This window comes from Brevundimonas sp. (assembly GCF_035627055.1).
Classification (GTDB): domain Bacteria; phylum Pseudomonadota; class Alphaproteobacteria; order Caulobacterales; family Caulobacteraceae; genus Brevundimonas.
In genome coordinates this window covers 228,602-243,638 of sequence record NZ_DASPMM010000010.1, presented here as the reverse complement: position 1 = coordinate 243,638, position 15,037 = coordinate 228,602, and the positions used below count along the sequence as shown (strand labels likewise).

Sequence of the window (15,037 nt, the reverse complement as noted above, 5' to 3'; positions counted from 1 at the left end):
CCTAGCGGCCCGGACGCTCCCAGCCGTAGGCGACCCAGGTGCCGTCGACCTTGCGCGCCTCGATGACATCGTCGCCTCGACGCCTGCGGACGGAGAGGGTGCGGCGGGCGCGCAGGGCGAGGCCGGCGAGGAACACCACCGCTCCGGCGAACAGGGCGATCACCGCGACGGCGGCAGCCGTGAATACGGCGAGAACCGCGCCGATCGCCATGGCGGCCAAGGTGGCGATGAGGCCGCCCAGCCACATGACCGAGGCCACGAACCCGTTGGCGGGCCGTCGACCGGAGGGGCCGGGGCCGAAGGTCAGGCGATCGGACTGGGTCATGAATTCACCTCTGTGGCGTTGCGAACAACGCCGAACTCCGAATGTCGGTCCATAGGGGTGAACGGTCAATGACCGGCCCCTTCACAGGCGAGTGTCCTTTTGTCGCTGGTCAGTAGGGCCGGTCGGCCAGCACCGTGGCGCCCGAGGTCCGTGCGCGTTCGGTCTGGAGCTGGCGCACGGCGGCCTCGGCCTGGGGATCGTTCATGACGCCGCCGATGCCGATCAGCACCCGGGCCGCTTCACCCGAGACGCCGAACATGTCGGACAAGGCCGCAAACGGCGACTTCGATTCCGGGTAACGCTTGAAGCGCACGGACTCGTCGGCGGGGATGCGGGCCAGCTGGCGGGCCTTCGCGACGGCCTCCTCCAGACCGCCCAACTGGTCGACGAGGCCGATGGCCTTCGCCTGTGCGCCGGTCCAGACGCGGCCGCGGGCGATCTCGCGCACCCGGGCCTCGGGCAGATGGCGGCCCCGGGCCACCCGGGCGATGAACTCCTCATAGGTGCGGTCGATCGAGGCTGAGAAGGCGGCCCGGTCGGCCTCGCTGAAGGGTTCGGACGGCGAGAAGGCGTCGGCGTAGTCGCCGCCGACGGCCAGGTTGCGCATGTCGATGCCGAACCGCCCAAGGGCGTCCGCCAGGACCATCTTGCCGCCGAACACGCCGATCGAGCCGGTCAGGGTCGAGGGCTGGGCGACGATCCAGTTTGCTTCCGAACTGATCCAGTAGCCGCCCGAGGCCGCATAGTCGCCCATCGAGACCACCACCGGCTTGCCGGCCGCCTTGGCCGCGCGCACCGCGGCCAGGATCTGTTCCGACGCGTCGGGCGAACCGCCGGGCGAGGAGACGCGGAAGACGATGGCCTTGACCGAATCGTCCTCGATGGCGTCGTAGATCGCCTCGGCCAGATCGTCCGACATGATCGAGGAGCCGCCGCCGAACGGATCGGCCCCGCCGCCCGTCCCCGTCAGGATCGCGCCCTCACCGCCCACGATGGCGATGGCGTTTCGCCCCGAGCCCGCACGCTCGGCCTTCGATGCGGCGTAGTCCCCGAACTCCATGATCTCGGAACCGCGGCCGGCGCGGCGTCGGGCCTCGGCTTCAGCCTCCTCGACCTGGCCGATCTTGTCGATCAGGCGGCGCTGCAGCGCCTGCGCCGAGGAATACGGGCCGGCCTCGATCGTCGTGCGCAGGGCCTGGGCCGTCACGCGCCGATCCTGGGCGGCGTTGGCCAGGGCGGAGGTGTAGATGGAGGTCATCCACGCGGTCATCGCCTCGCGATGGGCGGGCGTGTAGTCGCTCTCGGTGTATTCGTTGACGGCGTTCTTGTACTCGTAGCGCTGCTCGAACTGGGCGTTGACGCCATATTTCTCGAAGGCGCGACCGAGGAAGATCGACTCGGTGGAGAAGCCGGCCAGCTGGAAGCTGGAGGTGTTCTGCATCCACAGCTCGGAGGCCGAAGCGCCGACCATATAGCTGGAGACCGCCGTCCCGACCGGCTGGAAGCCCTGCGCGTGAGCGATAACGACCTTGCCGGAGCGGCGGAAACGGCGAATCGCCTGACGGATCTCGTCGGCGGCCGCGGGAGTGATGCCGGCTTCCGGCAGGCGGATCAGCAGCGCCTTCACCCGGCTGTCGTCCTCGGCCTGGGCGAGGGTGTCGACGATCTGCATCGTCGACAGGCCGCCGCCGCCGAACAGGGCGAACGGGTTGGTGGGGGCCTGGTCGGTCACGCCTTCGCGCAAATCCAACTCCAGCACGGTGTTGGACGGCGTCGGCTCCTTCGAGCTCGCCGAACTGATCGCCACGGTGATCAGAATGAACGGCACGACGACGAGGAACAGGAAAAGGCCAGCGAAGACGCCGAGCATCGTCAGGAAGAACTGCTTCATGGAGAGGGTCAGGGTCCGGAGCGCGGGCCGGGCGCGGCCATCCTCGACCATAGGGCGGCAGGGTTTGCCGTCAAATGAACGTCACGTAACAGGCGAATGCGCTGCAACGCGGATGGTGCGCCGCAACAGAGATGATTGATGAGGCGCGCGCTTGCCCCTATATCAGCACCCTGCGAGCGGGGGCCGATCGCCCCGCGTCATCCCGGACCGCACTCCCCATGCTGGTCACCCTGATGAAGGCCAAGCTTCACCGCGCCACGGTGACCCAGGCCGACCTCGACTATGAAGGCTCGATCGCGATCGACGCCGACCTGCTGGACGCCGCGGGCATCTTCCCGCACGAGCAGGTCGATGTTCTGAACATCACCAACGGCCAGCGCTTCACCACCTACGCCATCGAGGCCCCGCGCGGCTCCCGCGTCATCGGCGTCAACGGCGCCGCCGCCCGCCTGGTGCAGAAGAACGACAAGGTCATCGTCGTGACCTACGGCCAGCTGCCGGAAGAGGAGGCCCGCCAGTGGTCGCCGACCGTGGTGCTTCTGGACGACCGGAACGAGATCAAGCGCGCGGCTTGACGGAACCGCCGCCGCGGCCTTCCCTGCGGAAGGAGGCGCCGATGGCTCGCAGCATTTCCTGGATCAAATGGCTCCTCTACGGCCTCTATGCCGTCGCCGGAGCCGTCAGCCTGATGCTGGCCACGCCGGCCGGGCTCGAGTTTCTGGGCCAGTCGATCGACAGCCTGACCTTCTTGCCGGCGCGGGTGCTGACCGTGCCGTGGAGTCTGGCCCTGCTGGTCACCGACGACGACATCGCGACGGCGCTGGCGATCCTGGGCGTCGGCTACATCCTGAATCTGGGCATCGCCACGGTGCTGGTGCGAGCCAGCTGACCCGAGCGGGAGCGCCCTCCGGCCCCGCTTGACGTCGGCGCCCGGGCGCCCTCCCCTTCGGGCAAGCCCCGGGGAGAACACCATGAACCTGCTGACCTGCCTGACCGCGCTCGCCCTTTTGGTCACGCCAGCATCGGTTTTGGCGCAGGACCGGACGACGGACATCTCGACCATCGTGGTGACCGGCGAAGGCGTCGGCGAAGCGCTTCCGAATGTGTTCACCGTCAACGCGTCCGTCCAGGGACGGGGAGAGACGCAGGCCGCCGCCCTTCGCCAGCTTGCGGCGATGCAGTCCCGGTTGCTGGAGCAATGGGCGCGGCTGGACGGCCTGACGGAAGCCCGGGCCACCACCGGGGACATCTCGATCGAGCCCCGCCGCGACCCGCAATGCGAGAGCAACGCCCGGCGGGACGATACCTGTCCTGTCGTGGACTATATCGCCTACAGCGCCGTCACTCTGAGAGGCGCCCCGGCGGATCGCGCGGGCGACGCCGTCTCCCTCGCGTCAGACCTCGGCGCCGTTCGCGCCGGCCTCGGCGAGTACGTGTTCTCGGATCGGCAGTCGCTCCGGGAGCAGGCCAACCGCGCCGCTTTCGAGGACGCACGGCGTCAGGCCGCCCTGCTGGCCGAGGCGTCCGGCCGCCGGCTCGGCCGCATCGTCAGGATTCAGGACCCCAGCGCCGCCCGCTACAACGCGGGGGACGAGGCGACGCAGATCGATGAAATCGTGGTCACGGGCAGCCGGGTCCGGCCCGCCGTCTCGATCGAGGCCGCGCCTGAGCCGGTCCGCGTCAACGCCCGCATCACGGTCGTATTCGAGATCGAGTAGGCGGCGGGAGCCGAAACTCCCGCCGTCCGACCTCTACCGGTTCAGGTCGTACACACCGGTGATATCGATCCGCACCGTCAGTTCGCCGGCGGCGACCGGGGTGCTGCCGGCGTCCATGGCCATTTCGGCGCGGGCGTACATCGGCCGCGGCGGCTGGGGCGCATAGCCGCCGCCCTCGGTCAGCGAGCGGATGCCGCCGAGGTCCACACCCAGCGCCTGGGCGTACAGGGCCGCCTTGGCCTGCAGGTTGCGCACTGCGATCTGGCGCGCCTGGTTCTCGGCCGCGCTCGGGTCCTTGAGGCCGAAGCCGATGCCGTCGATCTGGTTGACGCCGGCGGCGACCACGGCGTCAGCGGTGGAGCCGACGGCGTTCAGGTCGTTGATGACCACCGTCACGCGGTTGTTGGCCTGGTAGCCGCGCAGGCGGGGCGGCTCATTCTGGACGTAGTCGTACTGGGCCGACAGGTTCAGGCCTGAAGTCTGGACATCGCGGTCCGCGATGCCCGCACGGCGCAGGGCGGCCATGACCTGGTTCATGCGGGCGGCGTTCTGGCTCATCGCCTCGGCGGCGGTGGAGGCCTCGGTGACGACGCCGAAGCTGATCGTGGCCATGTCCGGCGCGGTCTTGACCTCGCCATAGGCCGACAGGTTCAGGGCCGGGCGCTCGGTCAGGGCCTGGATGGTCAGAGGCGCGCCGCCGCCGGGCTGGGACTGGGCGAAGGCCGACGGGGCGGCCAAGGCGATGGCGGCCGCGGCCAGTACGCCCCCGCTCATCAGCAGGATGCGGTTGGACAGCGCCGGCAGGGCGGCGGCTCGGGCTGGGGCGGCGGGGCGGTTCATGGTGATCGTCTCCTGATGCGGGGCGGCCCGTCGAAGGTGTGCGCGGACCGTGGCGGCACCTTGGCCGTTTCCGCCTGAACGAACGCCCGGGCGGGGTTGGCAGTTTCCGTTCATCGCCGTGAAATCGGCGACAGGCCGGCGTCGGGACCAAGGCGCTTGGCAAGCCGCGGCGCCGCCTGCTAGGCCACGAGCGCCGCCATGGCGGGGCCCGTAGCTCAATGGTTAGAGCCGACCGCTCATAACGGTCTGGTTGCAGGTTCGAGTCCTGCCGGGCCTACCATCCACCTCCTGATGCAGACGGCTACTCGCGGAATTCTTGCACGGTCGCCTGCGCAGCGGCCCGGGCCGATCGATACGTCTGTGAATCGACATCTTGAGGAACCTCACCCCGGCAGACGAAGCCCCAGAGAACGCGACCGACCGACCCATCCGTGACCGCCTCCCAAGGACCCGGATCGCGTGTATCTCTTTTTAAGGTCATCTCAAGGGTATAGGTTCGGCTTGAAGCCGTGCGGGTCCGATAGGCGGCGCAGTCGAACTCAATCCGTCTGAGCTCGACCTCCACGTCTTCGTCAAAGTCGTCAGGCCATACGGTCAGGACCGTGGCGCTTCGGACCGCGACTGCATCATCGATCGACCGAGTGTCGATGAAGAAGTCCCCCGCGATGCTCATTGCCAGCCGTCTGAAATCCGCAGCTTCGGCGGATGGCGCACTGGCCACTGTGAGTACGAAAACGAGGACGGCCAGAGCCTTCATGGCTAACCCGCGCGTCACCGCCGCCAGCCTCCACCCCGGCTCCAGCGGTCCTCGCCCCGGTAACGGTCGTCCTCGATGTAGCGGCCGTCGCGGTCGTACCAGCCCTGACCGCGCTGGTAGCGGTCGTAGCCGTCGAGCGAATAGCCGTCGTCCTGGTACTCGAGGCCCAGGAGGCCGTCCTCGGCGTCCCACCAGTTGCGCGGATAGGCGCCGAAGGCGCACTCCCAGCCGTCGCCCGGGCGCCAGTAGGGTTCGTACCGGCCGCGATACCGATCACGGAACTGGGGCCGGCAGACGGATTGCGAATAGACCCGGTTGCCGCGCGCCTGAACATTGGCGCGATCCTCGGCGTAGATCACCTCGCGCACGCCCGAGAAGACGTTGTTGACCACCACGGCGCTGCCCGAGGCGGCGGCGACGCCGACTGTGGCCGCCCGGATGCGGCTGTCGGTCAGGCGCAGTTCGCCGTTGTAGAGCACCACCCCCTTGTCGGACCGGCCCACGCGGCTGTTGCTGATATCGACCGATGCGCCTTCGATGGCGACGCCCTCGACGTAGCCGACGATGGCGGTGTTCTCGATCTCGACGCGTCCGTAGTCGCGGCCCGAGCGGACGATGATCCCGATCGAGCGCGGCCCGAAGGCGTTGGGCGCATTGGTGCCCTTCAGCGTGGTCGAGGCCACCCGCGAGGTCTGGCCCGCGCCGGGGATCAGCTCCAGCCCCGACTGGGCGCCCGCGACCACGACCTCCCAGGCGTTGAGCACGGCCCCGTCGGCGACGATCGCCGGCGCGACCGTCTGGGCCTCGATGATAGTGTTGCGCAGGTCGAGCAGGCCGCCGTCGGCGTAGATGGCGGCCTCGTCGCCCGCGTGGCGGAAGCCGACCCGGTTCATGACGATCTCGGCCCCGTAGCCGACCACGCAGGCGGCGTCGCCGGCGCGCGGGGAGGCGAAGACCATGTCGCGGATCTCGACGCGGACGCCCTGGGCCACGGTGATGCAGGGCAGGCCGTCGGGGGCCTGGAGCGTCGGGTTGCCGGTGCGGGCCCAGTCGCGCGGATCGAAGCCGCTCTCGCCGATGATGGTCAGCGGCTTGTCGATGTTCAGCCAGCCGACGCAGGCGCCCGCACGGGCGCGGATGACCAGGGTTCCGCCCGGGCGGACCCGGCGCACGGCGTCCTCGACGGCCCCGGTGCCGGGATTGCCGCCGCAGTCGACCAGCACAATCTCCTCGCCGCCGGGGCGGAAGCCGTCGCGGTAGTAGTCGGGCCGGTGGCGGCCGTAGTCATAGCGCCGGTGATGCGAGCCGCGGCTGTGATAGCTGCGCGTCGGCGGGTCCAGCAACAGGCCGAAATTGGGCCGGGTCTGGCTCTCCACCTTGGCGGCGACCTGGGCATGGGCCTGCGGGCTCTGGGTCAGGGCGACGCCGGCGACCGCGGCGGCCATGATGGCGACGCCGGCCATCGTGGTGCGGAAGCGACCGAAGGGGAAACGGATCGTCATTGCTCCACGCCCTCCTTAACGGCGCTGCTGCGAACGGGAGACCTGGGCCAGCACGGCCTGCAGGCGGGCGGCCGATGGACCGAAGCCGGACAGGGCCGAATCGATGCGCAGGGCCACGGCCTGGGCCTTGTCCTGATCGGCCACGCCGGAGACGCCGAGGGCGAAATAGCTCGACATGGCGAACTTGGCCTCGGGGCTGCCCTGGCGCGCAGCCTCGTCGAACCACTTGAAGGCCCGGGCGTAGTCGGCGGGCAGGCCGATGCCCTCGGCGTACATCACCGCCAGGACCAGCTGCGCCTCGGACGAGCCGTTGATCGCGGCCAACTGGATGGCGCGGACCCGCTCCAGGTAGGAAAGCCGGCTCTCCATCGGGTGGCCCAGCATGGCCTCAAGGGTCTCGACCTGGCGCTTGGAAAGGTCCTCGGGCCGGGCTGGAACCGTCTCGGTGATGCCGAGGTAGCGGAGGGCTCGCCCGACGTGGACGAACGGCAGTTCGGTTCCCATCCGGGTCAGAGCGTATTCGTAGGCGTCGCCCCTCGGCCGGCTTTCGTCGGAGAAGGGCACGCCCGAGGCCGGGGCCTCGTTGGGATAGAATTCGAACGGCGGCGTCCACTGCCGGGCCTTGGCCTCGACAAATCGGCTGTATTGATCGCGGCTGGGGGCGGAGCGTTCGAAATCCTTCATCAGCACATAGGCGCCGACGTCGCCGGTCTGCACCGCCAGATAGTTGTACAGATACGCGTCGACGTCGTTGCGCGGGAACAGGCTGGTCGCCGCCAGATAGCCGCGCCGGCGGCGGTCGCGGGTGTCCGGCCCGCCGCTGCCGCGGCCCCAGGCCTCGCGCGCCTCGCGGTTGTCCTCGGGTTCGCCGAACGGGCCGTACAGGCCGTCATGGAGCCGCGCCAGGGTGCGGAAGCCCTCCGCGTCCTGGGTCGACAGGATGTAGACGACCCGGTCTCGAACCGACTCCTGCTCTTCCCGGGTCATCTGGCCCAGTTGACGGTCCAGGCGCTGGTAGGCCGTGTGCCGCTCGAAGGCGCGGCAGTCGTCGTATTTCGACAGCGGCCGCCAGCCGCCGAAGCCGCCGCGGTCGACCCGGTTGATCGGGGCGTAGCCCTCGTCGTTGGCCAGCGCCATGGCGTACCAGGTGGCGCTCTCGATCGGGTCCTCGATGTTCTTGTCGGTGGCGCGCAGGGCTGCGTAGCGCGATCCCAGCTCCAGCTGGGCGAAGAAGTCCCCGCGGAAGGCGGCCCGGCGCAGAGCGCGAAGCCCGGTCTCCTGGGCGTTGAATTCGGAACCGGTCAGCGACGCCGGACGCGGACAGGCGTTGGAGCTGGCGTCGGCGCGCTGCCAGAAGCGTATGCCGCTGCCGCGGTCGCCGCAGGACGCCATGCCGAACGCCGTGAGCGCCAGCACGCCGGCGATCGCCGCGATGGCGACGGGCCCGCGCGACCGGTCGAACCGGCCGCGGTCGGTCTTGTTGGCCTCGCCCTCGCCCATACAACCTCGCACCAACTGGAGCGGGCGTCCCCCGGCTCGCCCGTTAAGCTTTGCGCGACCGGACACTCCGGTCCAGTTAACTGTCTGTCAAGGTTAACGCCGTTTCGCGACAAAGCGTTGCCGCATCACGGCCATTTTGTGACTCGGCGAAAGTTGTCCACGCGAATCAGCGGTTTGTATTTCCCCTGAGAGGGGAAACCCGGCCCTCGCGTCCGCCGCTAGCGACCCCTATATGCCTCGGCAGTATCCCCGGAGCTCTCCCGATGTCCTACGTCGCCCGTGACGATCGCCCCGCCGACAAGGCCGCCCGTTATGCCGAATTAGAGGCGGAGATCCTGGCGGTGCTGGACGGGGAGCCGAACCTGACCGCGCGGATGGCGACGGTCGGGTCGATGCTCGCCGACGCCTTCCCCGCCTTCTTCTGGACCGGCTTCTATGTGGTCGACCCAGACCGCGCCGAAGAACTGGTGGTGGGCCCCTATCAGGGCACGCTGGGCTGCCTGCGCATCGCCTTCGGTCGCGGCGTCTGCGGGACGGCGGCGCGGGACCGGTCCACGCAGATCGTCGAGGACGTCAACGCCTTCCCGGGCCATATCGCCTGCGACAGCCGTTCGGCCAGCGAGATCGTCGTTCCGGTGCATGATGGGGCGGGTCGCCTGATCGCCGTCCTGGACGTCGACGCAACCGAAACGGGCGCCTTCGACGGCGTCGATGCGGAGGCGCTCGAACGGTTGATGGCCCGGGTGTTCGCCGCCTGATCATCTGCTAAGCCTCAGGCCATGCGGATCGGCATCGACTTCGGCGGCACCAAGATCGAGGCGGCGGTCGTCGGCGACGACGGCGCCTTTGTAGCCCGCCGCCGGGAGCGCAACCCCGGGGATTATGACGCCGCCCTTCAGACGGTCGCCCGGCTGATCGCGGCCGTCGAGGCGGAGACGGGCGCCAGCGGCCCCATCGGCGTGGCGGCGCCGGGATCGGTGTCTCCGACGAGCGGCCTGATGCGCAACGCCAACTCGACCTGGCTGAATGGCCGCGCCTTCCCGCAGGACCTGGAGCAGGCGCTGGGGCGGCCGGTGCGGCTGGCCAACGACGCCAACTGCCTCGCGCTTTCAGAAGCGGTCGACGGAGCGGCGGCCGGCAAGGCGGTGGTGTTCGCCATCATCCTCGGCACCGGCTGCGGCGGCGGCGTGGCGGTGAACGGGGCGCTTCTCGAAGGGGCCAACGGGGTGGCCGGCGAGTGGGGCCACACCTCCCTCCCGTGGCCATCGGCCGAAGAGGCGCCCGGCCCGGCCTGCTGGTGCGGGCTGAACGGATGTCTGGAGACATGGGTGTCGGGCACCGGCCTGCAACGGGACCATTTCGAACGGACGGGCCAGTCGTTGACAGCCGAAGAGATCGTCGCGGCGGCGCGCGGGGGCGAGGCGGAGGCGCGGCGATCGCTGGACCTGTGCATCGAGCGGCTGGGCCGGGCCATCGCCATGGTCGTCAACCTGATCGATCCGGACGCCTTCGTCCTCGGCGGCGGGCTTTCGAATGTCGAGGAGCTCTACGCCGCCCTGCCCCCGATCGTCGAACGCCATGCCTTCACCGATGCGTGGCGCGGGCGCATCGCTCCGGCCCGCTGGGGCGATTCGTCGGGCGTGCGCGGGGCCGCCCGCCTCTGGCCTTCACCAACCCGTCTGGAGAATTTCGCATGACCCGCACCATTGCCGTCACGGGGGGGCACGGGGTTCTGGGCCGAGCGGTGGTCGAGGCGGCGCTCGCCGACGGCCTGAACGTGGCGGTGATCGACCACGCCTCCGGCCTGCCGGTCCCGGCGGGCGTGCTGGAGGTCGGCGGAGTCGATCTGACCGAGGCCGCGGCGGCGGACCGGGCGATCGCAGCGGTTGTCGAACGGTTCGGCCGGATCGACGCCCTGCTCAACATCGCCGGCGGTTTCGTCTGGCAGGGCGTGGACGACGCCGCGCCGGCCTGGGACCGGATGTTCGCCCTCAACCTGAAGACGGCGTTGAACGCCAGCCGCGCCGCCCTGCCGCACCTCAAGCGGTCTCCGGAAGGCCGGATCGTCAATGTCGGCGCCAACGCCGCCCTGAAGAGCGCCGCGGGCATGGGGGCCTACGCCGCCTCCAAATCCGGCGTCCACCGGCTGACCGAAAGCCTCGCTGAGGAATTGAAGTCGACCTCGGTCACCGTGAACGCCGTCCTGCCGTCCATCCTGGACACGGGTCAGAACCGCAAGGACATGCCCGACGCAGATCCGGCGAAATGGGTCCAGCCGGCCGATCTCGCCCGGGTGATGCTGTTCCTCGCCTCGCCGGAGAGCCGGGCGATCACCGGCGCACTGATCCCTGTCACGGGCCGGGTCTGATGCAGCTGGTCCGCTCCGTCCTTTATCTGCCCGCCAGCAATGCTCGGGCGATCGAGAAGGCCCGGGGACTCGATTGCGACGCGGTGATCCTCGACCTTGAGGACGCCGTCGCCCCGGACGCCAAGGCGGAGGCGCGGCAAGCGGCGGTTGCGGCCCTGGAGGCCGGGGGCTTCCGCGGGCGGGTGGGCGTCCGGGTGAACGGACTCGACACGCCGTGGGGCGCCGACGATCTGGTCGCCCTGTCCGGCTCGAAGCCGGATTTCGTGGTCGCGCCCAAGATCGAGAGCGCCGAGGCCGTGCGAGAGGCCGCGGCCCGCCTGCCGGAGGGCATGCCTCTGTGGATCATGATCGAGACCCCCTTGTCCGTGCTGCGACTCGACTCGATCGCCGGCGCGGGGGCTCCCCTGGCGGCGCTGATGCTGGGCATCAATGACTTCGGCGAGCGGATGAACCTGGTGCTCGGGCCTGATCGTGAGCCGTTGAAACCGTGGCTCGCGGCCGTGGTCGCCGCCGCGCGCGGCCATGGTCTTCTGGCCATCGACGGCGTCGTCAACGCCACCGACGACTCGGATCGGCTGGAGGCGGAATGTCGCCAAGGCCGGGCCTTCGGCTTTGACGGCAAGAGCCTGATCCATCCGAACCAGATCGCCGCTGCAAACGCTGCCTTTTCGCCGTCGCCCGAGGAGGTCGCCCGGGCCCGCGAGGTTGTCGCCGCCTTCGCCACGGCCGAGGCGGAGGGCAAGGGGGCGATCCGCGTCGGCTACCGGATGGTCGAGCGGCTGCACCTCGACGCCGCCCACCGCCTGCTGGCCCGCCACGCCGCCGCCTCGACCTCGCCTTCAGACCGGCCTATCTAGTCCGTTCAGAAACAAGACCCGCGCCCCACCAGCGAGGCGCCGGGCGCCGAGCGATAGGAACGCCCACAGTGTCCAAAGCCGTCATCGCCGCCACGGGCCTGTTCACGCCGGAACAGTCCATCTCGAACGAAGAACTGGTCGCGGCCTACAACGCCTTCGCCGACCGCTTCAACGCCGATCACGCCGACGCCATCGAGGCCGGCGAGATGGAGCCGCTGACCTCCTCGTCGGTCGAGTTCATCGAGAAGGCGTCGGGCATCAAGTCGCGTTTCGTCCTGGACAAGGTCGGCATCCTCGATCCGTCGCGCATGGTCCCGAACCTGCCCGAGCGGCCCAACGACGAACTGTCGATCCTCGCCGAGATGGCGGTCAAGGCCGCACAGGACGCCATTGCCCGCTGGGGCAAGCCGGTCAGCGAGATCGGCGCCGTCCTCTGCGCCGCCTCCAACATGCAGCGCCCCTACCCCGCCATGGCCATCGAGGTGCAGCAGGCGCTCGGCATCGAGGGCTTCGCCTTCGACATGAACGTGGCCTGCAGCTCGGCCACCTTCGGCATCAAGACGGCGGCCGATTTCATCGCGTCCGGCTCGGTCAAGGCGGTGCTGATGGTCAATCCGGAAGTCTGCTCGGCCCACCTGAACTTCAAGGACCGCGACAGCCACTTCATCTTCGGCGACGTCGCCACCGCCGTGATCATCGAGGCGGAGGAACAGGCGACCGACGGCTGGGAAATCCTCGGCACGCGGCTGAAGACCGTGATGTCGAACAACATCCGCAACAATTTCGGCTTCCTCAACAAGGCCGCCCTGCCGACCGGAGAGGCCGAACCCGTCTCCCCGACCGGCCTCACCGACAAGATGTTCGTCCAGCAGGGCCGCAAGGTGTTCAAGGACGTGGTGCCGATGGTCTCTGAGATGATCGTCGATCATGCCGTCGAGCTGGGCCTCGACCCGCACCAGCTGAAGCGGCTGTGGCTGCACCAGGCCAACATCAACATGAACCAGTTCATCGGCCGCAAGGTGCTGGGCCGCGAGCCGACGCCCGAGGAAAACGTCATCATCCTCGACGACTACGCCAACACCTCCTCGGCCGGATCGATCATCGCCTTCCACCTGCACAGCGATGGCTTCGCGCCTGGCGACGTCGGCCTGATCTGCAGCTTCGGAGCGGGCTATTCCGCGGGGACGGTGTTCGTAAGGAAGCGGGGCTAGCGCCCGCGCACCAGCCAGCCGCGGTAGCGCACCAGCCGACCGATCAGCGGCGCGGATATCTCGACGTCGAAGACGAAGCGGCCCTGCGCATCGACCTCCTCATGGGCGCGGGTGGACGGGGCCAGCGCGCGCGGCAGCGGGATCGGCCCGACACGCCAGCCTTCGACACGGTAGACCAGACGCCCGGCTTCCGGGACCAGACGCAGCTCCATGCTCAGCGGCCCGAACCGTTCGCAGACGCGCCCGCCCACGCGCGGCGCCGACAGCACGCTGGCGAAGGCGTGGCCGCCGATGCGGCGGCGCCAGACCGAGCGGTCGCCGTCGGCGTCGATTGTGACCTCAGCCGGACAGGCCGCCTGCGCTTTCGGGAAACCCACGACCGCCGCGACGAAGGCGGCGAGCGGCCCCGTCGCGCCTTCGGTCGTCGCCTCGCCCCGCCACACTGATCGGCCGGGCGTTTCGTGCAGCGCCCGGATCGCCACCGGCAGGGTGTCGAAGGCCGGTCCGATGGCGCGGGCGTAGATCGCGCCCCGCTCCGCGATTGTCTCCGTCTCCAGACCGTGCGGCGCCATCTCCGCGACGATGTCCTCCAGCGCCAGCACTCCGACGCAGGGCCGGGCTCCGGACCCGACACGCCCCGCCGCGATGGCCTTGATCGCCGCCAGCGCCGGGAGGCTGGGGGTCACCGGACCCTCGCCGGGCTCGGCGACCAGTCGCCAGACGGCCCGCGCGGCGCGGCCTTCGCCATCCACGCCATAGGCCTCGACCCGCATGGCGCCGCGATCCGATCCAAGCGGCGCCGCCCAGCCGGACAGCCGCACCAGCAGGCGAGCCAGAGGCAAGGGATCGAACCGCAACAACCGCACCAGCCCTCCCAGCAACCATGCACCCAGATGGGCGGGCCACGGCTCCAGGCCGGCCAGAAACAGCGCCCGTTGGCGCGGCTGGAACCGGGTCTGCAGGAGGTCCAGATCGGGCGTCTCGCACAACGACACCCGCCGCCGGCCGGCGCGGCCGAAGTCCCGGCGATACAGCCCGCCCCAGCCCGGCCGCACGGTCCAGCCGGCGTTCTCGAAAACCCGTACCGGACGGCCGATCCACGACAGGATGGCGCGCATGACCGACAGGCCACGCGGGGCCCTCGCGCCGGGCGAGATCGCCGCCTCGACCGAGACGATCTCGCGCCATCCGGCGGTCAGCCGATCGAGCACCGTATTGGACAGCGCCGGCGTGGAACTGCAGCCGGACAGGGCGACCACACCCGCGGCCTTGGCCGCCTCGTCCAGCGCCGAGAAGCTTGCGACGAAGTCCCGGCCGTCGGCGAGATCGACGTAGTGCAGTCCCGCCGCGATGGCCGCCCGGGCGACGGTCGGCTCCGCGCCCTGAAACGGCCCCGCCGCATCGGCGACGATCGCGGCCCCTGTCGCCTTCAGCGCCTCGGCCGTGACCGTCGCCGTGTCGAGCGCGGCGACCTCCACGACTGGGCCCGGGGCGCCGCCCCTGAGCCGCGCGGCCACCGCTTCGGCGCGGTCCAGAGAGCGCCCCGCCACGACCACCCCATAGCCGCTCCGCAGCAGCCCCTCGCACAGGCGGGAGCCGAACACACCGCCTGCGCCGACCACCAGCACCCGGGTCATGACAGGAAGCGGTCGCTGTCTTCCGGCGACGGCGCCATGCACTGATCGGTCCGGCCGAAGATGCGGTACCGATTGCGTGCGACCAGGTCATAGATCGGGTCGCGCAAGCCCCTCGGCGCAATCTTCAGCGCAGCGAGCGGCGCGGTTTCGGGGAATGCGCCCAGCACCGTCAGGGCGGCGTCCGACTTGAAGAAGATGCGTCCGCCCCACAGAACGGCATTGGTCTGCGGCGCATCCGGATCGATCCCGTAACGGCTGGCGAGCGCCCGCCCACGTTCCGTCTGGATGGGCAGGAAGCGGAAGCGACGCTCGCGGTCCAGCCGCATCACGAACCGCACCCATCGCGAGCAGAACACGCAGACCCCGTCGAACAGGATCAGGCCGTCCGGCTCGTCTGGACAGGGTTGCGGAGACCAGCGGCTCATCGGTGG

Annotated in this window: 16 protein-coding genes and 1 tRNA gene; 9 read left to right on the top strand and 8 right to left on the bottom strand. The window is 69.8% G+C overall.

The window, feature by feature from the left end; translation table 11 throughout:
* Window position 1: 1 nt before the first annotated feature.
* Together VEA98_RS04910 and sppA are read right to left on the bottom strand one after the other, a co-directional pair.
* Window positions 2–325, bottom strand: coding sequence for a hypothetical protein (locus VEA98_RS04910; RefSeq protein ID WP_324811362.1), 324 nt, complete (start codon window positions 323–325; stop codon window positions 2–4).
* A gap of 109 nt (window positions 326–434) precedes the next feature.
* The gene (gene sppA, locus VEA98_RS04905) at window positions 435–2,216 is read right to left on the bottom strand and encodes a signal peptide peptidase SppA (protein ID WP_324811361.1); all 1,782 of its coding nucleotides are present in this window, start codon (window positions 2,214–2,216) and stop codon (window positions 435–437) included.
* 218 nt (window positions 2,217–2,434) lie between these two features.
* Between sppA and panD the strand changes: the two genes are divergently transcribed.
* From panD to VEA98_RS04890, 3 genes are all read left to right on the top strand, one after another.
* The gene (gene panD, locus VEA98_RS04900) at window positions 2,435–2,791 is read left to right on the top strand and encodes an aspartate 1-decarboxylase (protein WP_324811360.1); all 357 of its coding nucleotides are present in this window, start codon (window positions 2,435–2,437) and stop codon (window positions 2,789–2,791) included.
* Between the two features lie 41 nt (window positions 2,792–2,832).
* Window positions 2,833–3,105 carry a hypothetical protein gene (locus VEA98_RS04895; RefSeq protein WP_324811359.1) on the top strand — a complete coding sequence of 91 codons (273 nt, stop codon included), beginning with the start codon at window positions 2,833–2,835 and terminating at the stop codon, window positions 3,103–3,105.
* A gap of 82 nt (window positions 3,106–3,187) precedes the next feature.
* Window positions 3,188–3,934, top strand: a complete 747-nt coding sequence (locus VEA98_RS04890; protein ID WP_324811358.1) for an SIMPL domain-containing protein — start codon at window positions 3,188–3,190, stop codon at window positions 3,932–3,934.
* A 33-nt stretch (window positions 3,935–3,967) separates the two neighbouring features.
* Here the strand turns inward: VEA98_RS04890 and VEA98_RS04885 are convergent, their stop codons facing one another.
* The gene (locus VEA98_RS04885) at window positions 3,968–4,774 is read right to left on the bottom strand and encodes an SIMPL domain-containing protein (RefSeq protein ID WP_324811357.1); all 807 of its coding nucleotides are present in this window, start codon (window positions 4,772–4,774) and stop codon (window positions 3,968–3,970) included.
* A gap of 204 nt (window positions 4,775–4,978) precedes the next feature.
* Between VEA98_RS04885 and VEA98_RS04880 the strand changes: the two genes are divergently transcribed.
* A tRNA-Ile gene (locus VEA98_RS04880) sits at window positions 4,979–5,054 on the top strand.
* 21 nt (window positions 5,055–5,075) lie between these two features.
* Here VEA98_RS04880 and VEA98_RS04875 read toward each other — a convergent pair.
* Genes VEA98_RS04875 through VEA98_RS04865 form a run of 3 tightly spaced genes read right to left on the bottom strand, consistent with a single transcriptional unit; the run spans window position 5,076 to window position 8,533 of the window.
* Entirely contained in the window at window positions 5,076–5,531 is a 456-nt protein-coding gene (locus VEA98_RS04875) for a surface-adhesin E family protein (RefSeq protein WP_324811356.1), read from the bottom strand.
* Between the two features lie 14 nt (window positions 5,532–5,545).
* Window positions 5,546–7,033 (bottom strand): right-handed parallel beta-helix repeat-containing protein, encoded by a 1,488-nt coding sequence (locus VEA98_RS04870; protein WP_324811355.1) that lies wholly within the window; start codon window positions 7,031–7,033, stop codon window positions 5,546–5,548.
* Between the two features lie 15 nt (window positions 7,034–7,048).
* Complete coding sequence (locus tag VEA98_RS04865) at window positions 7,049–8,533, bottom strand: tetratricopeptide repeat protein (RefSeq protein ID WP_324811354.1); 1,485 nt, start codon at window positions 8,531–8,533, stop codon at window positions 7,049–7,051.
* A 263-nt stretch (window positions 8,534–8,796) separates the two neighbouring features.
* Here VEA98_RS04865 and VEA98_RS04860 point away from each other — a divergent pair, with 263 nt between their 5' ends.
* The 5 genes from VEA98_RS04860 (at window position 8,797) to VEA98_RS04840 (ending at window position 12,969) form a co-directional block, all read left to right on the top strand.
* Window positions 8,797–9,291, top strand: coding sequence for a GAF domain-containing protein (locus tag VEA98_RS04860; RefSeq protein WP_324811353.1), 495 nt, complete (start codon window positions 8,797–8,799; stop codon window positions 9,289–9,291).
* Window positions 9,292–9,312: 21 nt separating this feature from the next.
* Entirely contained in the window at window positions 9,313–10,230 is a 918-nt protein-coding gene (locus VEA98_RS04855; RefSeq protein ID WP_324811352.1) for an ROK family protein, read from the top strand.
* The gene (locus VEA98_RS04850; RefSeq protein WP_324811351.1) at window positions 10,227–10,901 is read left to right on the top strand and encodes an SDR family NAD(P)-dependent oxidoreductase; all 675 of its coding nucleotides are present in this window, start codon (window positions 10,227–10,229) and stop codon (window positions 10,899–10,901) included. The genes VEA98_RS04855 and VEA98_RS04850 overlap by 4 nt, the downstream gene beginning before the upstream one ends.
* Window positions 10,901–11,758 (top strand): CoA ester lyase, encoded by an 858-nt coding sequence (locus VEA98_RS04845; protein ID WP_324811350.1) that lies wholly within the window; start codon window positions 10,901–10,903, stop codon window positions 11,756–11,758. Before VEA98_RS04850 ends, VEA98_RS04845 begins: the two co-directional genes overlap by 1 nt.
* Window positions 11,759–11,826: 68 nt before the next feature.
* Window positions 11,827–12,969 (top strand): beta-ketoacyl-ACP synthase III, encoded by a 1,143-nt coding sequence (locus VEA98_RS04840; protein ID WP_324811349.1) that lies wholly within the window; start codon window positions 11,827–11,829, stop codon window positions 12,967–12,969.
* On the opposite strand, the gene VEA98_RS04835 is transcribed toward VEA98_RS04840, so the two are convergent.
* Both VEA98_RS04835 and VEA98_RS04830 read right to left on the bottom strand, forming a co-directional pair.
* A complete protein-coding gene (locus VEA98_RS04835; RefSeq protein WP_324811348.1) occupies window positions 12,966–14,606 on the bottom strand; it encodes a DUF4166 domain-containing protein in 1,641 nt (546 codons plus the stop codon). The genes VEA98_RS04840 and VEA98_RS04835 overlap by 4 nt on opposite strands.
* Entirely contained in the window at window positions 14,603–15,031 is a 429-nt protein-coding gene (locus tag VEA98_RS04830; protein WP_324811347.1) for a thiol-disulfide oxidoreductase DCC family protein, read from the bottom strand. The genes VEA98_RS04835 and VEA98_RS04830 overlap by 4 nt, the downstream gene beginning before the upstream one ends.
* Window positions 15,032–15,037 lie beyond the last annotated feature (6 nt).